17 protein-coding genes are annotated in these 16095 nt (G+C 72.4%); 9 read left to right on the top strand and 8 right to left on the bottom strand.

The features are described 5' to 3' along the window. Nucleotides 1-4: 4 nt before the first annotated feature. On the top strand, nucleotides 5-1051 hold the full coding sequence (locus tag QMG73_RS37580; protein WP_281903746.1) for a FecCD family ABC transporter permease: 1047 nt from the start codon (nucleotides 5-7) through the stop codon (nucleotides 1049-1051). After that, complete coding sequence (locus tag QMG73_RS37575; protein WP_281903745.1) at nucleotides 1048-1821, top strand: ABC transporter ATP-binding protein; 774 nt, start codon at nucleotides 1048-1050, stop codon at nucleotides 1819-1821. Before QMG73_RS37580 ends, QMG73_RS37575 begins: the two co-directional genes overlap by 4 nt. Before the next feature lie 96 nt (nucleotides 1822-1917). On the opposite strand, the gene QMG73_RS37570 is transcribed toward QMG73_RS37575, so the two are convergent. Continuing rightward, nucleotides 1918-2265, bottom strand: a complete 348-nt coding sequence (locus tag QMG73_RS37570) for a hypothetical protein (RefSeq protein ID WP_281903744.1) — start codon at nucleotides 2263-2265, stop codon at nucleotides 1918-1920. 516 nt (nucleotides 2266-2781) lie between these two features. Beyond that, nucleotides 2782-3732 carry a helix-turn-helix transcriptional regulator gene (locus QMG73_RS37565; protein ID WP_281903743.1) on the bottom strand — a complete coding sequence of 317 codons (951 nt, stop codon included), beginning with the start codon at nucleotides 3730-3732 and terminating at the stop codon, nucleotides 2782-2784. 54 nt (nucleotides 3733-3786) lie between these two features. Here QMG73_RS37565 and QMG73_RS37560 point away from each other — a divergent pair, with 54 nt between their 5' ends. The 3 genes from QMG73_RS37560 to QMG73_RS37550 are packed head-to-tail and all read left to right on the top strand — an operon-like array spanning nucleotide 3787 to nucleotide 5839. After that, nucleotides 3787-4557, top strand: a complete 771-nt coding sequence (locus tag QMG73_RS37560; protein WP_281903742.1) for a DinB family protein — start codon at nucleotides 3787-3789, stop codon at nucleotides 4555-4557. Nucleotides 4558-4559: 2 nt separating this feature from the next. Then, the gene (locus QMG73_RS37555) at nucleotides 4560-5252 is read left to right on the top strand and encodes an alpha/beta fold hydrolase (RefSeq protein ID WP_407676909.1); all 693 of its coding nucleotides are present in this window, start codon (nucleotides 4560-4562) and stop codon (nucleotides 5250-5252) included. Nucleotides 5253-5287: 35 nt separating this feature from the next. Further along, entirely contained in the window at nucleotides 5288-5839 is a 552-nt protein-coding gene (locus tag QMG73_RS37550) for a DM13 domain-containing protein (RefSeq protein ID WP_281903741.1), read from the top strand. A 289-nt stretch (nucleotides 5840-6128) separates the two neighbouring features. Here the strand turns inward: QMG73_RS37550 and QMG73_RS37545 are convergent, their stop codons facing one another. Both QMG73_RS37545 and QMG73_RS37540 read right to left on the bottom strand, forming a co-directional pair. Next, nucleotides 6129-7109 (bottom strand): Gfo/Idh/MocA family protein, encoded by a 981-nt coding sequence (locus QMG73_RS37545; RefSeq protein WP_281903740.1) that lies wholly within the window; start codon nucleotides 7107-7109, stop codon nucleotides 6129-6131. Between the two features lie 9 nt (nucleotides 7110-7118). Next, nucleotides 7119-7784: a GntR family transcriptional regulator gene (locus tag QMG73_RS37540; RefSeq protein WP_281903739.1), complete on the bottom strand. Its 666-nt coding sequence runs from the start codon at nucleotides 7782-7784 to the stop codon at nucleotides 7119-7121. A gap of 22 nt (nucleotides 7785-7806) precedes the next feature. On the opposite strand from QMG73_RS37540, the gene QMG73_RS37535 reads away from it, so the two are divergent. Both QMG73_RS37535 and QMG73_RS37530 read left to right on the top strand, forming a co-directional pair. Next, a complete protein-coding gene (locus QMG73_RS37535; protein ID WP_281903738.1) occupies nucleotides 7807-8238 on the top strand; it encodes a VOC family protein in 432 nt (143 codons plus the stop codon). Between the two features lie 2 nt (nucleotides 8239-8240). Then, nucleotides 8241-8888, top strand: coding sequence for an NAD(P)H-binding protein (locus QMG73_RS37530; RefSeq protein ID WP_281903777.1), 648 nt, complete (start codon nucleotides 8241-8243; stop codon nucleotides 8886-8888). A 1002-nt stretch (nucleotides 8889-9890) separates the two neighbouring features. On the opposite strand, the gene QMG73_RS37525 is transcribed toward QMG73_RS37530, so the two are convergent. The 3 genes from QMG73_RS37525 to QMG73_RS37515 form a co-directional block, all read right to left on the bottom strand. After that, nucleotides 9891-11315 carry an SAM-dependent methyltransferase gene (locus tag QMG73_RS37525; protein ID WP_281903737.1) on the bottom strand — a complete coding sequence of 475 codons (1425 nt, stop codon included), beginning with the start codon at nucleotides 11313-11315 and terminating at the stop codon, nucleotides 9891-9893. Between the two features lie 244 nt (nucleotides 11316-11559). After that, entirely contained in the window at nucleotides 11560-12669 is a 1110-nt protein-coding gene (locus QMG73_RS37520) for a Kelch repeat-containing protein (protein ID WP_281903736.1), read from the bottom strand. Next, on the bottom strand, nucleotides 12666-13601 hold the full coding sequence (locus QMG73_RS37515) for a LysR family transcriptional regulator (protein WP_281903735.1): 936 nt from the start codon (nucleotides 13599-13601) through the stop codon (nucleotides 12666-12668). Before QMG73_RS37515 ends, QMG73_RS37520 begins: the two co-directional genes overlap by 4 nt. A 72-nt stretch (nucleotides 13602-13673) precedes the next feature. Between QMG73_RS37515 and QMG73_RS37510 the strand changes: the two genes are divergently transcribed. Continuing rightward, entirely contained in the window at nucleotides 13674-14561 is an 888-nt protein-coding gene (locus QMG73_RS37510; protein ID WP_281903734.1) for a cyclase family protein, read from the top strand. Then, complete coding sequence (locus QMG73_RS37505) at nucleotides 14558-14812, top strand: CBU_0592 family membrane protein (RefSeq protein WP_281903733.1); 255 nt, start codon at nucleotides 14558-14560, stop codon at nucleotides 14810-14812. The genes QMG73_RS37510 and QMG73_RS37505 overlap by 4 nt, the downstream gene beginning before the upstream one ends. Here the strand turns inward: QMG73_RS37505 and QMG73_RS37500 are convergent. Further along, the gene (locus QMG73_RS37500; RefSeq protein ID WP_281903732.1) at nucleotides 14800-16035 is read right to left on the bottom strand and encodes a vanadium-dependent haloperoxidase; all 1236 of its coding nucleotides are present in this window, start codon (nucleotides 16033-16035) and stop codon (nucleotides 14800-14802) included. The two genes, QMG73_RS37505 and QMG73_RS37500, sit on opposite strands and share 13 nt — an antisense overlap. Nucleotides 16036-16095: the final 60 nt, after the last annotated feature.

Here is a 16095-nt window from a genome sequence, read left to right as displayed (position 1 = left end):
GCGCATGACCGTCCTCGCCCCGCCGGCCGCGCGGACCTTGACCGTCACGCGACGGCGGCGGAGTGTGCGCGCCGCCGTCGTCACCGTCGCGCTGGCCGTGGCCGTCGCCGCCCTCTTCGTGGTCACCATGATGGTCGGCAGCTTCCGCCTCAGCGCCTGGGAGGTCATCGCCTCGGTGCTGCACCTGGAAGACAACCCGAGCGTCGACTTCGTGGTCCGCGGCCTGCGGCTGCCGACCGCTGCCTCCGGACTCACCGTCGGGCTCGCGCTGGGCGCCTCCGGCACCATTTTCCAGCAGCTGCTGCGTAACCCGCTCGCCTCACCCGACTTCGTCGGTATCAGCTCCGGCGCCGGGCTCGCCGCCGTCGGCGGTATCGTGCTGCTGAACCTCGGCGGGCTCGCGATCAGCGGTCTCGCGCTCGGCGGTGCCATCCTCGCCGCCACGCTGATGTACGTGCTCGCCTGGCGTGACGGCGTCACCGGGTACCGCTTCATCCTCATCGGCATCGGCGTGGCCGTCTTCTTCGACGGGCTCATCGGCTACGTGCTCACCCGGGCGCAGCTGTCACAGGCCCGGCAGGCCATGCACTGGCTCGCCGGCTCGGTAGGGCAGGCAAGCGACACCGAACTCAAGGTGCTGACCGCCGCCCTGATCGTCCTGCTGCCGCTAGCGGTACTGCTCCAACGCCCCCTGCGCGCCCTCGAACTCGGCGACGACACCGCCCGCGCCCTGGGTACCCGCACCGAGCTGAGCCGTGCCGGCCTGCTCGCCACCGGTGTCGTCCTCGTCGCGCTGGCTGTATCGGTGGCCGGCCCGATCGTCTTCGTCGCGCTCATCGCCGGGCCGATCGCCAACCGGCTCCTCGGCCCGGCGACCGGCGGCATCCTCCCCGCGGCCCTCGTCGGTGCCGTGCTACTGCTGACCGCCGACCTCGTCGCCGTACACCTGATGCCCACGCCGCTGCCCACCGGTGTCGTCACCGGCGCCGTCGGCGCCCCATATCTGTTGTGGCTGCTGGCCACCACCAACCGGCAAGGAGCGGGCGGATGACCCGGCTGCGCGCCGAGGGCCTGTCCCTCGGGTACGACGACAAGAACATCGTCTCGAACCTCGACGTCACCGTGCTCGACGGCAAGGTGACCGCGATCGTCGGCGCCAACGCCTGCGGCAAGTCCACATTGCTGCGTGGCCTCGCCCGGCTGCTCGCCCCGCGCAGCGGCGCCGTCTACCTCGACGGGAAGGCCCTGACCGACCTCAGCACCCTCGACGTCGCCAAGGTGCTCGGCCTGTTGCCCCAGACGCCGATCGCCCCGGACGGCATCACCGTCGCCGACCTCGTGGCGCGCGGCCGGTACCCGCACCAGGGCTGGTTCCGGCGGTGGACCGAACGCGACCACACCGCCGTCGCGGGCGCGCTCGAAGCGACCGGCACCGCCGATCTCGTCGACCGTCCCATCCGGGAGCTGTCCGGTGGCCAGCGCCAGCGGGTGTGGGTCGCCATGGCCCTCGCGCAGGACACCGACCTGCTGCTGCTCGACGAGCCCACCACCTACCTGGACATCAACCACCAGGTGGAGCTGCTGCGGCTGCTGTGCAAGCTGAACGCCGAGGCCGGCAAGACCATCGTCATCGTCATGCACGACCTGAACCTCGCGTGCCGCTTCTGCGACCACGTCATCGCCATGTGCGAGGGCAGCATCGTCGCCGAGGGAGCGCCCACCGACGTCATCACGGCCGAGCTGGTGGAGAAGGTCTTCGGCCTGAGCTGCATGATCGTGCCGGATCCGGTGGCCGGCACCCCAATGATCGTCCCCGCCTAGCCATCTCGTGCCCGCCCAGCCATCTCGTGATCAGGGCGTCCCTCAAGTCGCTAGAGCGACTTGAGGGACGCCCTGATCTTGGTGGCCGGGGCGTTGCTACGACTGCCGCACGATCACCATGGCGTTCTGCCAGCCCTGGCCGGGGTACGAGCAGCCCGACAGGCCGATCCCGCTGAGCGCGATCCCCCAGCCGGGCGGGATCCACGAGCTGGAGCAGACGGCGATCGACCCGCCGACCGGCGTGCCACTGACGTCGGTCTTGCCGGTGTAGAGCCGGTTTCCGCCGCAGTAGCCGGACACGAAGCCGATCAGCACCCAGGTGCCAGGCGGGTAGTCGCCGCACGTCCAGATGGTCTCGCCGGGCGCGGCCGAGGCCCGGGACGGCATCGCGACGGCGGTCAGCCCGATGACGATCGCGGCCAGGACGGACAGGATTCTGCGCATTGACTCTCCTTACGTTGGAGTGGGGGCAGGCCCGACGCTATGGGGAGTCGCTGGAGGACGGATCGAAGCCGCTTGGAACCGACTCCACTGTGGACTACTTCCTCGGTGACCGGCTGGCGGCCCGACCCCGGCCACGACGGCCTTCCCGAGGGCGACCAGTACCGCGCCGTCGGGCGGACGTTTCCGGATCGGGCCCAGGCCCGCGCGGCACGGCGTGTCGCCACGCCGTGCGCGCCGATCAAGGGCGTATGCACGTGGTTGGATCTCTTTTCCGCGTGCATTTGCCCTTGATCGATGCGAATGGCCTTGATCGGCGCGCCTCGCGCCTCGCGCACCGCGCACCGCGCACCGCGCACCGCGCACCGCGCACCGCGCACCGCGCAGGGCGCGCCGCCGCCACCCCCTCAAACCCCACGGCTGACCCCGGCCACGACGACGCGTCGCCTCGCACGCGCCGCCTCACACCTCGCGGCGGCGCGACGCGGGAATGGCGCCAATCCTGACCGCCAACGGTCTCTAAAAGGCGGCAGCGAAGCGCGCGGCGACCGTCGCGACGGCGGCGCGCAGCTCCGGCCCGCCCTCGACGCGAAACGCGAACGGCAGCCTCGCCAGCCACTCCTGCGCGTACATCGCCGGGTTGCTCGTGCTGCCGCTCAGCACGCACCCGTCGCCGGCCGCCTCCAGCCGACCCATCGGAGGGCGGACCCACGGCGCCACCTCGGCCAGGGGAGCGGCGAACACCACCCGCGTCGGGTACTCCCAACCGACGCCCAGATTCTCCTCCAGCGCCGCCACCGGGTCGAGGTCGCGGGGCGGCTCGAACTCGTGCGCCGTCACCTCGATCGCACGTATCCGGTCGATCCGATAGGTGCGGATCGCGTTGGCGCGGTGCGAGTGGCACAACAGGTACCAGCGCCCGTGACGCACCACGACCGCCCACGGATCCACCTCGGCCTCCCATTCGCGGCCTGCGTCGCTGCGGTACACGACAAGCACCCGACGGCGGGCCGCGACCGCCGCGACGAGCGCGCTGGTGGTCGCGGGGTCGGTTCGGGCCGCGTCCCGATCGTGCGCGGCCGACGCGTGGGCCCGCAGCGCGGCCGCCTGCCGGCCGACGCTGTCCGGCAGCGCCCGGATGACCTTGCTGAGGGCGGTGCCGATGAGATCGTCGGGGTCCGCGGCCGCGGGATGCCCGTCGAGCACGGCCATGACCAGGCCGAGGGCCTCGGGCTCCGTGAACACGACGGGCGGCAGTCGCGTTCCCCGCCCCAGCCGGTACCCGCCATAGGGGCCCCTGGTCGACTCGACGGGAATGCCCGCCTCGCGCAGGATCTCCACGTACCGCCGCGCCGCCCGTTCCGTGACACCCAGACCCGCCGCGAGCTCGCCGGCTGTCGCACCCGGCCGGGCCTGAAGGATCTCCATCGCACGCAGGGCGCGCGCCGTGGGGCTGATGTCGGTCGCCACCCCAGCACCCTAACCGGTAGTAGATCGTCCGGAACCGCTCCTAGGGTGCTCTCCATGACCGAGTTCCGCGACCGGGACCTCACCGGAGCCCGCTTCCAGCACGTGCGCCTCCGCGAGGCCAGCATGCGCCAGATCGACTTCAGCGGCGCCCAGATCCGCGGCTCCCTCTTCCAGGGCACCCGCATGCGCGGCGTCGAGATGGTCGACGTCGACATCTACGGCGAACTCCTCAACGTCGTTGTCAACGGCGTCGACATCGCCCCGCTCGTCGACGCCGAACTCAACCGCCGCATGCCCGACCGCGCGAAGATGCGCCCCGACCACGCCGACGGGTTCCGCGAGGCGTGGACGATCCTGGAACGGCTGTGGGAGGGCACCGTCGGCCGCGCCAAGACCTTCCCCGAGGCAGACCTGCACCGCGGCGTCGACGACGAATGGTCCTTCATCCAGACCCTGCGGCACCTCAGCTTCGCCAGCGACGCCTGGGTCGGCCGCATGATCCTCGGCAACCCCTCGCCCTGGCACCCCCTGGACCTGCCCTGGGACGATGCCGAAGGCTGGGAAGGCGTCCCCTGGGACCGCGAAGCCCGCCCCACCCTCGACGAGGTGCTCGCACTGCGCCGCGACCGCCAGGCCATGGTCCGCCACGTCATCGAGACGCTCACCGACGAGCAGCTCGCCTCCGAGCTGACCCGCACCGAACCCGGCTGGCCCCAAGCGGAAGGCTTCCCCCTCAAGGAATGCCTTCGCATCGTCCTCAACGAGGAATGGGAACACCGCCTCTACGCCGAACGCGACCTGACCATCATCGAAAAGGAATTCTGACCGTGGACATCCTGCTCATCGCCGGCCTCTGGCTCGACGGATCCGCCTGGAACGACGTCACACCCGCGCTGGAGGCGCACGGCCACCGCCCCGTGCCGCTCACCCTCCCGGGCCAGGGCGACGGCTCCGCGTCCGCCATCCTCGACGACCAGGTGAGAGCCGTCATCGCCGCCGTGGATCAGGCCGTAGGCGAGGTCACGGTCGTCGGACACTCCGCAGCCTGTACCTTGGCGTGGCTCGCGGCCGACGCGCGGCCGGACAAGGTCGCCAAGGTCGTGCTCATTGGCGGCTTCCCGTCCGGTGACGGCCAGCCCTACGCCGACTTCTTCGAGTACTTGGACGGCGTCATGCCGTTTCCCGGCTGGGACCGCTTCGAGGGCCCCGACTCAGCCGACCTCGACGAGCCGGCGAGGGACGCCTTCGCGGCCGCCGCGATCCCCGTGCCCGAGGCGGTGACCAGGGGAGTGGTACACCTTTCCGACGAGCGCCGCTTCGACGTGCCGGTCCTCGTCGTATGCCCAGAGTTCACGCCCGACCAAGCGCGGGAGTGGATCGGCGCCGGCGACGTTCCCGAACTCGCCAAGGCCAAGCACGTCGACTTCGTCGACATCGACTCGGGACACTGGCCCATGGTCACCAAACCCACCGAACTGGCTCGCATCCTCGCCGAGGCGGCTTCCATCATCGCTTCGTAAGGATTTGGATGGCCTCGGGGCGGTTTACTGGAAGCGTGATCGCACGCCTTCTGCGCAAGCCGCTGACCTGGGTGGCCGTGGTCGTCCTGGCGGCCGGTGGCACGCTCGGCCTGTACTGGTTCCAGCCGTGGAAACTGGTGACCGACAAGGAGGTGAACGAGACCCTGGCGGTCGTGCCGACACCCGACGCGCCCGCGACGACAGCGCCCACGACGGCAGCGCCGGCGACGGTGTCTGGGCCGGTGGTGGTGCGGCAGGGCGCGTTCATCAGCCACGAGCACGAGACCAGCGGCACCGCCCGGGTCGTACGCCAGCCCGACGGCTCGCACCGGCTGGAACTGGTTGACTTGGACACCTCCAACGGGCCCGACCTGCGAGTCTGGCTGTCGGATCAGCCGGTGCGCGAGGGTGTACGCGGGTGGCGCGTCTTCGACGACGGAGACTGGGTCGAACTCGGCAAACTCAAGGGCAACAAGGGCGACCAGGCGTACGCCATCCCGGCCAGCACCGACCTGGACCAGCTCGGCAGCGTCTCGATCTGGTGCAAGCGGTTCTCCGTCTCCTTCGGCGCGGCAACTCTGCGCTAGCCCCGTCCGCCGTCACGGGCCGGCGGCCGTCACGCTCGGGGCTGGCGTCTGTCCACGGGCGGGCCTACCACGGAGTGCCGCCGCGCGGGCGGGCACCGTCGCCCGTCGCCCGTCGCCCGTCGGGCGTCGCTCGCCGGGCGTCGATCAAGGGCACTCGCGTTGATCAAGGGCAAACGCACGCGGAGATGCGATCCAACCACGTGCATTCGCCCTTGATCGACGGCCAGGGCGGGCGCGGGCACGGCGAGGGCGGACGGGGCGGGGGACCGGAGGGGTGCGCCGAGGGGGGTCAGGTGCGGAGGGGGAGACCCGCTGCGGTGTAGATGTCGTCGATGAGGTGCATGGTGGCGACCGAGTCGGCGGGCGGGGTGAGGTTGGTGGGTTCGCCGCGGACGGCGGCGGCGAAGGCGCGCAGCTGGTGGGCGTACGTCGCCTCGCCACTGGTGCTTTCGCGCCGGCGCCGACCGTCCACAGTGACCGTGAATCGCGACCACAGGTGCGGTGCGGCGAAGTTGGTCACAGCGAGACGGCCACATTCGCCGACCGCCACAGCGCGGATGCGCAGCAACGTGGACGACCACATCGACGTACGCAGGTGGCCGGTGCCGCCGCCGGGCAGCTCGAACCGTGCGGTCATCGCCCGGTCGACGCGCCCGTCGCGTTTGAGTGTGAGAGCCCGCGCGCCCGTGACCACCGGCTCGCCGCCGGGGGTGAGCAGGCGCAGGCTGTGCACGGCGTAACAGCCGGCGTCCATCAGCGCACCGCCGGCGAGCCCGAAGTCGTACCGGATGTCGGAGAACCGGGGGAGCGGAAAGCACATCGCCGTCTCCACCCGCTCGATCCGGCCCAACTCACCACTGTGGACGATGTCCGTCATGCGTTGGGCGACCGGATGGTACCGGTAATGGAACGCCTCCATGACGACCACGCCGCTGCCCTCCGCGGCGGCCTGCACCTCGCGTGCCTGGGCGGTGTTGGAGGTGAACGGTTTCTCGCACAGCACATGCTTTCCGGCCCGGATCGCGGCGAGTGTCCACTGTGCGTGCAGACCGTTGGGCAGTGGGATGTAGACGGCGTCGAGCGAGGGGTCGGCGACCACGTCCGCGTACGAGTCGTGGACCACCGGCACGCCGTACCGGGAAGCGAAAGCCGACGCCCGGCGGCGGTCGCGGGCCGCGATGGCCGCGACCTCGACGCCGTCGACGGCGCGGGCGGGTTTCATCAGAGCGGCGGGAGCGATGCGGGCGGCGCCGAGCACACCGATTCTCACCGCCGCAGCCTACTGGCCGGCACCGCCGATGAGAACGTCGAAAGCGTGCCGCCGATGAGCGGCGAACAGCACCAGGGCGCGGTCGGCGTCGCGGGCACGCAGGGCGGCGACGAGGTCGCGGTGCTCGTCGGCGACGTGTGAGAGGTAGTCACGGCTGTCGCGGCCGATCCGGGTCAGCAGAAACAGGTGTACCTGCGAGCGGATCGCCTGCCAGGCTTCCTCCAGGCGGCGGTGGCGGGCGGCGGCGTACACCGAGTCATGGAATTCGATGTCGCGCCGGACCATGTCATGCTCGTCCTCGGCGCGCGCCATGCGGTCGGCGGCTCGTTCGATGGACGCGATGTCGTCGTCGGACGCGCCCGTGACCACCTGCTGGACGGCGAGGTGTTCGAGCGCGCCGCGCAGGCTGTCAAGCTCGGTCACGTCGCGGTCGGACAACGCCGTGACCGTGGCGCCGCGGTGCCAGGCGCTGCGGACCAGGCCCTCGACTTCGAGCCGCAGCAGCGCCTCGCGCACCGGCCCGCGGCTGACGTCGAGCGCGCCCGACAGCTCCACCTCGCGCAGCTGCGCACCGGGGGCGTAGACGCCAGCGAAGATCGCCTCCCGGATGCGGTCGGCGACCTCGTCGGCCAGTCCGCGGCGGCGGGCCGGAGCGATCCTGCGCTCGTCGGTCATGTCCGAATGTTAACATCAGGACATGAGCGTCCTCGACTCCCCGATACCGCGGTTCCACCTGGCGATGCCGGTCGACGACCTGGCCGCGGCGCGCCACTTCTACGGCGAGGTGCTCGGCCTGGAGCAGGGCCGCAGCGCCGACACCTGGATCGACTGGAGCCTGCACGGCCACCAGTTCGTCACGCACCTCGCCCCGGCGCGCGCCGAGCGGATCCACAACCCGGTCGACGGCCACGACGTGCCGGTGCCACACTTCGGCCTGATCCTGACGGTGCCCCGCTTCCACGAGCTCGCCGAGCGGCTGCGCGCGGCCGGCACCGCGTTCGTCATCGAGCCATACGTGCGCTTCGAGGGGCAGACCGGCGAGCAGTGGACGATGTTCCTGCTCGACCCGGCCGGCAACGCCCTCGAGTTCAAGGCGTTCGCCGACGACTCCCAGGTCTTCGCGGCGTGACGATGCGAGTGTTCCTGATAGGCGCCGCCGGCGGCGTCGGGCGCCGGCTCGCCGGGCAGCTCACCGCCCGCGGCGACGACGTGACCGGCATCCATCGCGATCCGGCGCAGGCCGATGCTGTACTGGCCACCGGCGCCACGCCGGTCACTGGCGACCTGATCGCCGACTCAGTCGACGAGCTGGCAGGCAGGATGGCCGGCCACGACGCGGTGGTATTTTCGGCCGGCGCCCACGGCACCGGCATCGACAAGACCACCGCTATCGACGGGCGCGGGCTGGAGAAGGCCGCCATGGCTGCGGCCCAGGCGGGCGTGACACGATTCTTGCTGGTGTCGGTGTTCCCGGAGGCGGGGCGCGATCGTGACACCAGCGAAGGCTTCGAGCACTACATGCGCGTCAAGAAGACCGCCGACGTCTACCTGACCCGCACCGACCTGGACTGGATCATCGTCCGGCCGGGCACCCTGCTCGACCAGCCCGGCACCGGCCGGGTGACCGCGGGCCTCGCCGTCGAGTACGGCACCGTGCCCCGCGACGACGTGGCCGCGTTCATCGCCGCCGCGCTGCACGAGCCCACCCTGCGCCGGCTCATCGTCGAGCTGACCGCAGGCGACACCCCAGTACCCGAAGCCATAGCCACCCTCCTCTAACCGCCCGCCGCCCGCCGATCAAGAACCCCTGGCCGTGCGTGCCAGGAGGGCAACCCAGCCCGCGCCCGTCCTCTCCCTCGGCGCCGCCGCCCGCCCGTGCCAGCGTGTCTGCACGCCCCGCGTGCCCCGCGTGCCTCCCGCCGATCAAGGCCGAATGCACGTGGTTCGATCTCTCTTCCGCGTACGTCCGCCCCCAGGCCAGCCCGTGACGGCGTGTCGCCACGCCCGACGCGCCGATCAAGGGCGAACGCACGCGCTTTGATCTCTTTCCGCGTGCTTTTGCCCTTGATCGACGCGAATGTCCTTGATCGACGTGTCGGTCCGGCGAGGTGGGAGGCGTATGGCCAGGGGTGGGGCGGCCTTGAGTGCCACAGCGTTGGCCGGACCGGTCGCGGGCTCGGCGTTGTGGGAAGCGCCCCGCTTGGTGGGGCGTACTGGGATCTTGCGCCCGGATGTATCCGACATAGCCGGGCGCAAGATTCCAGCCCACCCCACCAAGCGGCGGTCGGGCCACGCGCCCGAATCGTGCGCCAGCGTCGCGCGCGGCGACGTTGGGACGACATCGCTGAACTTGCTGCCTCCGGCGGCTCTGGATGCCGCAACTTCCGCGATAATGCGGCATCGCGCCGACCGCGCCTGCGCATGCCTGGCCGGGCCGACCGCCGTCCGGGCCGACCGCGCCGGACGCACCGGCCCGCCGGGCATCATGCCGATGCCTAAGCGCAACCCCCCGACGACGTCGGCCGCCGCGCCCGCGCCCACGTCCGCTGTCGCACACCGCACCGGCCGCCATGGGCCGATCAAGGATATTCGTGTCGATCAAGGGCAAACGCACGCGGAAAAGAGATCCAACCACGTGCATTCGCCCTTGATCGGCGGGCAGAGGGCGCGCGGACGCCCGCGGTCGCGCGGTGGGCGCGGACGGCGCTCGGTAGGCGCGGACGCGCGCGGACGGTGCGGGCGGCGCGTGGTGGGCGGGTGGAGGAAATGGGTCGGAGGGAGTTAGGGGCGGGGTTCGAGGATGAATTGGCCTACGTCGAGGTGGCCGGTGGTGAAGCCGGCCTCGCAGGATGCCAGGTAGTACTCCCAGGTGCGGCGGAACGTCTGGTCGAAGCCGAGCGCCGCCACCGCCGCCGCGTTCGCCGTGAAGCGTTCCCTCCACAGGCGCAGCGTCGCCGCGTAGTGCGTGCCGAACACGTGCGAGTCGCGGACGCGCAACCGGGTGTGCCCGGCCACGAGCTGCTCGATCGCTTCGGTCGACAGGATCACCCCGCCGGGGAAGATGTACTTCTGGATCCACGTGTACGTGCGGCGGGCGGCGCGGAGACGGTCGTGGGGGACCAGGATCGCCTGCAGACCGACGCGGCCGCCGGGTGCGAGTAGACGGTCGAGGGTGCTGAAGTAGGCCGGCCAGTACCGCTCGCCGACCGCCTCGATCATCTCGACGCTGACGATCGCGTCGTAGCCGTCGGGGTCCGCGGGCTCGATGTGGCGGTAGTCGCGTAGTTCGATGGTGACGCGGTCGTTGACGCCGGCTTCGGCGACCCGGCGGGCCGCGAGGTCGCGCTGCTCCACGGAGATGGTCACGGTGTGGACGGCGGCGCCTCGGCGGGCGGCGCGGATGGCGAGCTCGCCCCAGCCGGTGCCGATCTCCAGTACGCGGCTGCCGGGGCCGACGCCGGAATGGTCCAGCAGGCGGTCGATCTTGTTGCGCTGGGCGACGGCAAGATCGCCGGACGCCGCAGTGACCGCGAGTTCGCCGGGCGCCGCGGTGAGTGCGAGATCGCCGGGCGCCGCAGCCACGGCCAGATCGCCCGGCGCCGGAGCGACCGCGAGTTCGCCGGGCGTCAGAGCGACCGCCACGCCGCCATCTGCGGTCGGCCTCACCGGCCGGTCGGCGGGGAACAGCGCCGACGAGTACGTCATCGACTCGTCCAGGAACAGCGCGAACATGTCGTTCGACAGGTCGTAGTGGTGATGGATGTTGCGCCGCGCCCCGTCGACGGTGTTTTCCTCGGCGCGCGGCAGCCGGGCCCGGAACAGTGCCCGCGTCAGCGGCAGGTGCCGCAGGCGGCGCAGGTGCCGCAGCGCACCGAGCCGGGCGTCGCGCAGGGCGGCCGCGATGGCGGTGAGCAGCCCGGCGAGGTCGTCGGTGTCCCAGTCGCCGGCCTGGTACCCCTCGCCGAAGCCGATCAGCCCCCGGGCGCCGAGCCGGTGGTAGACCGCGGCGGGCCGGTGTAGGCGCAGCTCAGGGGCGCCGGGCGGCCCCGCGGCGTCGCCGCCGCCGACAAGACGGATCGGTACGCGTTCGGCCAGGCGGCGCAGGAGGCGGGCGGCGACGGCCGCGCGGAACGGCGAGTGTGGCACGGCGGCCACGTCGGGCCAGCGAAGCGGGTCAGGGACAGCAATGTTTCCGGTACTCGTCATCAGGGCCCCATCCCTCACGAGCGGACGGGCGACCCTGACACCCGTGTCGGGTCGCACCCGCTAACCGTACGACGCCGGAGGATCGTGCACATAGAGACGCCGCGCACTCGTGATCAGGGCTGTGAACAGTCCGAGTCGCATACATCGCCGTGGGCAAGCGTCGCGCCGCGACTCGGACCGTTCATCCCTCAAGTTGCCCTAACGACTTGAGGGACGCCCTGATCACCAAGGGTGAGGGAGGGGGCTAGGGCCACAGCCAGGTGTCGTTGCGGAGATCCTCGCCCCAGCCGCCGCCGAAGACCAGGAAGTCCCGGCCGGCGGCGACGTACGTGGCGCCGGAGCGGCGGCCGCCCGGCAATGTGGGGAGGGGCTCCCAGGTACCCGTCGTGGTGTCGAGGACCGATCCCCGCAGTCCGGTGAAGATGGCCGACGTGGCGGAGCGGGCGCCCGAGGTCTCGCCGCCACCGGGTCGCTCGGGCAGCGCCGCCCACTGGCCGGTGGCCGGGTCCAGGATGCCGCCGTTGGGGTAGGCGCGGCCCCAGTTGCCGACCTCGCCACCGTCGGCGTCGCCGAGCGTCGGGTTGACCAGCTTCCCGTCCGAGAGCAGCCACGGCGCGGTGTACAGGATCTGCGAGTTGGGCAAAAGTCGCCAGGTACCCGTGGCGAGGTCCAGGGCGGCGGCCCGGGTCAGCGACGGCTCGTTCTGGCCCGGGTTGGGCACCAGCTTCTTGTCGAACAGCACCAGCTCCCGGCCGGTCCACGCCATGGTGCGGTCGTAGGAGCGGCCCTGCGGGTCGGCGGGCAGCTCGCGCCACGCCCCGGTCGCGGCGTCGAGGACGTAGTCGGGCGACTCCACGGTCTCGTCGCTGCCCGAGTACGCGACGAGGCGGCCGCCGGCGGCCAGCAGCTGGTACCAGCTGTCCGGCTTGAACGGCACCTGTACGAGCGTCCAGCGGTCCTCGCCGATCCGGTACTCCAGCACCTGCCGTCCCTGGCTCGGCAGGATGTACGCCGACGTGCCGACGACCACGCCCTGCCCCCACGAGAACGGCACGGGCGCGTCGGCGATCCGCCGCCACTTGCCGGTGGCCGGGTCGAGGGCGGCACCGTCGGCCAGCGGGGTCGGGTCGGCGGCGCAGTCGGCGTTGGGTGGGCAGATCGCGTCGTCGGCGCCGCCGACGATCAGCGCCTCCGTGCCGGTCCACAGGCCGAGGGCGGCGTGCCGGGGGCTGAGCGGGGAGCCGGCCAGCTCCCGCCAGCCCTCGCCGGGCGCGCCGCCACCACCGGGGCTGGGGTCGGTGGCGCCACACGCGGTGGCGGCGAGGACGGCGAGCAGAGCGAGCCCCTTCTTCATGTCCGGCTTGGACGGTGGCCCGGCCGGTCCGGTTCCAGATCAAGTGCGGCAGCCCGAATCTCGCCGGCGACCAGCCGCGCCGCGGGCGAGGGCTCGTGCCGGCCCGCGCGGTGGACGAGGTCCAGGCGGCGGGCACCGAGGACGGCGGCTGGCAGCAGGCGTACCCGGGAATCTGGTGGGTCGGGCAGCGCGAGCGCCGGCACGACCGCCACCGCGAGCCCGGCCGCCACCAGCGACAGCGCGGCCGGATACTCCAGGCATTCGTGGGCGCGCTCCAGCGCGGCACCGTGCTGGCCGGCGATGCGGTCGAGCGAGCGGCGCGCGACCGATCCCGGCGGGCCGTCGACCCAGGGCCGGCCGAGCAGGGCCTCGACGCTGTCGACCGCGCCCCAGGCGGCGGGCACGGCGAGCTGGTACGGGTCGAGCAGCAGCGGCGACGCCGCGAGGCCCGGCCGCTGCGGTGCGGGGTCGGCGGCGTCCCGGTCGACGATGAGCAGGTCGAGGGCGCCGGCGCGGAGAGCGGCGAGGCCCGGTTCGGACTCGATCTGCTGGACGCGCACCCGCACGTGCGGGCCGGCGGCGATCGCGGCCGGCGCGACGAGGTGCCGGATGGTCGTGGGGAAGGCGCCGACCCGGACCGTGCCGGCCACCTGCCCGGTGAGGGCCGCCAGGTCGCGTTCGGCCTCGGCGAGCACGCCCGCGAGCCGGCCGGCGTGCCGGGCCAGCAACTTCCCGGCGGGGGTGAGGCCGGCGGCCCGCCGGCCGCCGAGGCGGGAGCGGTCCAGCAGCGTCACGCCGGCCTCCGCTTCCAGGCGGGCGACGTGTTGCGATACCGCCGACGGCGTGAGGTGCAGGGCGGCGGCCGCGCCGAGGACGCTGCCGGCGTCGGCGACCGCGCGCAGCACGGCCAGCCGGCGGGGATCGAGTCGCATGCAGCAACGCTATACACAGCCTGAAGAAATTCTCGCTTTCACTGTACGCGGGCGGCGGCGGAGGATGGGGGCATGACGCAGTACCGAGCGGTGTTCGACGCGACCGTGACCTTCAGCAACGGCGGTGACCTGCGGGTCCGCGACTTCCGACTGGACGTGCCGGGTCCAGAGGTGACCGAGGACGTCCTCGGCGGGCTTCTCGTGCGGCACCTGGCGCTGCTGATGGTCGGCGAGGTGCGGTTCGACAGCGTGCGGGTGGTGGCCGAGCCGCACAAGGGATCGCGGGGCGGCCCGTCTGCCAAGGGGCGCCTTGTCGACCTCAGTCACGTGATCACGGCCGGCATGACGACGTACCCGGGACTGCCCGGCCCCGAGATCACGCCGCACCTGACCCGGGAGGACTCGCGGGGGCACTACGCGCCCGGCACGGAGTTCGCGATCGACCGGATCAGCATGATCGGCAACACCGGCACGTACGTCGACAGCCCCTTCCACCGGTACGAGGGCGGCACCGACCTGGCCGGCCTGCCGCTGTCGGCGGTGGCCGACCTGCCGGCGGTCGTGGTGCGCGCGGCGGGCGCGCGGGGGATCGGCCCGGAGGCGTTCGACGGCCTGGAGGTGGCCGGCGCCGCGGTCCTGCTGCACACCGGTTGGGATGCCCACTGGGGTACGCCGAACTATGGGGCGCCAGCGCCATACCTGACGGCGGCTGGTGTTGAGCGACTGGTCAGGGCGGGCGCCGCGCTCGTCGGCATCGACAGCGTCAACATCGACGACACGGCGAGCGGCGGCGAGCGGCCCGCCCACAGTGGACTGCTGGCCGCCGGCATCCCGGTACTGGAGCACCTCACCGGCCTGGACCGGTTGCCGGACACCGGCGCCCGGCTGCACGCCGCCCCGGCACCGGTGCGCGACTTCGGCACCTTCCCGGTCCGCGCCTACGCGATCGTGCCGGAATGATCCTCGCCGAGGTCGCCGGGTGGGGCGGGGCGGCGGTGCTGCTGCTGGCGTACCTGTTGCTGTCGATGGGCAGGATCGCCGCCGGCCGGGCGTTCCAGGCGATGAACCTGCTCGGCTCGGTCGGCCTCGCGGTCAACGCGCTGGTCCACGGCGCCTGGCCGTCGGCGACCCTCAACGGGATCTGGCTGGTGATCGCCCTCAATGGAGTGTTGGTGGGCGCGCGTCGCGAGCCGGGCCCTCAGCTCCGGTGAAGCAGGCGCCCCGCGTTCCGGATCGCGTGTGCGGCCACCGCCTTGCCCAGGCGGATGCCGACCTCGTCGGCGGCGCGAGTGTGGATGCCCGACCAGACCCGGGCGTCGACGTTCTCGTCGCTGAGCGGCTTCCACGACGTGTAGGTGCGCGTGGCGCCCGGCTGACTCGGACTGTCGATTGTGAACGGTGCCCGCGAGCGCGGCCCGATCAGCGCGGTCAGCACCTGCTCGGCGGCGCCGGAGTAGGTGTTGTGGCCGCTCGGGTAGTCGGGGTGCGCGGGCGTCGTGTGAAACGGGGTCCACGCCGGATCCTCGGTCGCCCGGATTGCGGTGACGGGCCGCCACCGCAGGTACGCGTACTTGGCGTCGGAGGTGGCGATCTGGGTGTCGACCAGGGCCACGTGGAACAGCGCCACGAGCCTGGCCCGCCAGGCCGTGCCCCGCGGTGACTGGGCGACCGCCGCGCGCAGCACACCCGTGTACAGCACCAGCGACGAGCCCAGCCAGAACGTGGCCGTGTCCGCCTGGGCCTGGGTCCGCAGCGTGCTCGCCGCCCCACCGTAGTCGCGCACCTCGGCCAGGTCCGCCAGGTATCGCGCCGAGCCCAGCGCGGGTGGCGGCCCCGGCCGGTACTGGTCGGCGCGGCTGAGCAGGAACGGCCTGGCGAGGCGGTTGCCGGCCTGCTGCGCCGGGGTGAACGCCGGTGGCGTCGGCTGCCAGATCCCCGGATCGGGTGCGGGCGTCGGGAACGGAGCGTTCACCGCCGCGGCCGTCTCCAGGCCGTCGCCGGCGCGGCTCGCCAGCAGGGCCCGCGCCTCGGCCAGCCCGGCGGCGACGCCGTGGTCGCGGGCCGGCCCGGCCGGAAGGCGCGCCAGCGTGGTCGCGAGCGCGGCGTCCAGCGCGGACGCGCTGTCCGGGAGCAGGGCACTGAGCGATTCGTGTACCGCCGACGCGAGCGCCGCGTCCCGGTAGGCGCCGCCAGGGCCGGTACCGGCGGCGCGAGCCGCGGCCAGCCAGGCGATCGCCCAGGCCCGGCTGCTGGCCACCTGCGGCCGGGTACCGGTGGCGATCGCGCCGGCGGTCACGTCGTACCACTCCAGGACGGTGTCCACTGTGGCCGGTGCGGCGATCGCTTTCGTGGAGCCGAGCGTGGCCGCGAGCGTGGTCCCGGCGGCGGCCACTACCAGCCGGCGCCGGGACAGGGTGGTGAGAGAGCGATCCATGCGTCGTAACGTATGGCGCTCACGCGTCGATGTCCATAGCTAACCTATAGACTTAATAGG

Origin of the sequence: Phytohabitans aurantiacus (assembly GCF_027923225.1) — a bacterium.
Lineage (GTDB): Bacteria > Actinomycetota > Actinomycetes > Mycobacteriales > Micromonosporaceae > Phytohabitans > Phytohabitans aurantiacus.
Note: the sequence above shows the minus strand (reverse complement) of the source record. Positions and strands in the feature narration are given on the sequence as shown.

What these genes read in the sequence shown, in the direction of transcription:
- QMG73_RS37570 (WP_281903744.1), bottom strand. Translation starts at nt 2,265, where the DNA reads ATGCGCAGAATCCTGTCCGTCCTGGCCGCGATCGTCATCGGGCTGACC.
- QMG73_RS37580 (WP_281903746.1), top strand. Translation starts at nt 5, where the DNA reads ATGACCGTCCTCGCCCCGCCGGCCGCGCGGACCTTGACCGTCACGCGA.
- QMG73_RS37560 (WP_281903742.1), top strand. Translation starts at nt 3,787, where the DNA reads ATGACCGAGTTCCGCGACCGGGACCTCACCGGAGCCCGCTTCCAGCAC.
- QMG73_RS37515 (WP_281903735.1), bottom strand. Translation starts at nt 13,601, where the DNA reads ATGCGACTCGATCCCCGCCGGCTGGCCGTGCTGCGCGCGGTCGCCGAC.
- QMG73_RS37575 (WP_281903745.1), top strand. Translation starts at nt 1,048, where the DNA reads ATGACCCGGCTGCGCGCCGAGGGCCTGTCCCTCGGGTACGACGACAAG.
- QMG73_RS37500 (WP_281903732.1), bottom strand. Translation starts at nt 16,035, where the DNA reads ATGGATCGCTCTCTCACCACCCTGTCCCGGCGCCGGCTGGTAGTGGCC.
- QMG73_RS37540 (WP_281903739.1), bottom strand. Translation starts at nt 7,784, where the DNA reads ATGACCGACGAGCGCAGGATCGCTCCGGCCCGCCGCCGCGGACTGGCC.
- QMG73_RS37505 (WP_281903733.1), top strand. Translation starts at nt 14,558, where the DNA reads ATGATCCTCGCCGAGGTCGCCGGGTGGGGCGGGGCGGCGGTGCTGCTG.
- QMG73_RS37535 (WP_281903738.1), top strand. Translation starts at nt 7,807, where the DNA reads ATGAGCGTCCTCGACTCCCCGATACCGCGGTTCCACCTGGCGATGCCG.
- QMG73_RS37520 (WP_281903736.1), bottom strand. Translation starts at nt 12,669, where the DNA reads ATGAAGAAGGGGCTCGCTCTGCTCGCCGTCCTCGCCGCCACCGCGTGT.
- QMG73_RS37525 (WP_281903737.1), bottom strand. Translation starts at nt 11,315, where the DNA reads ATGACGAGTACCGGAAACATTGCTGTCCCTGACCCGCTTCGCTGGCCC.
- QMG73_RS37530 (WP_281903777.1), top strand. Translation starts at nt 8,241, where the DNA reads ATGCGAGTGTTCCTGATAGGCGCCGCCGGCGGCGTCGGGCGCCGGCTC.
- QMG73_RS37510 (WP_281903734.1), top strand. Translation starts at nt 13,674, where the DNA reads ATGACGCAGTACCGAGCGGTGTTCGACGCGACCGTGACCTTCAGCAAC.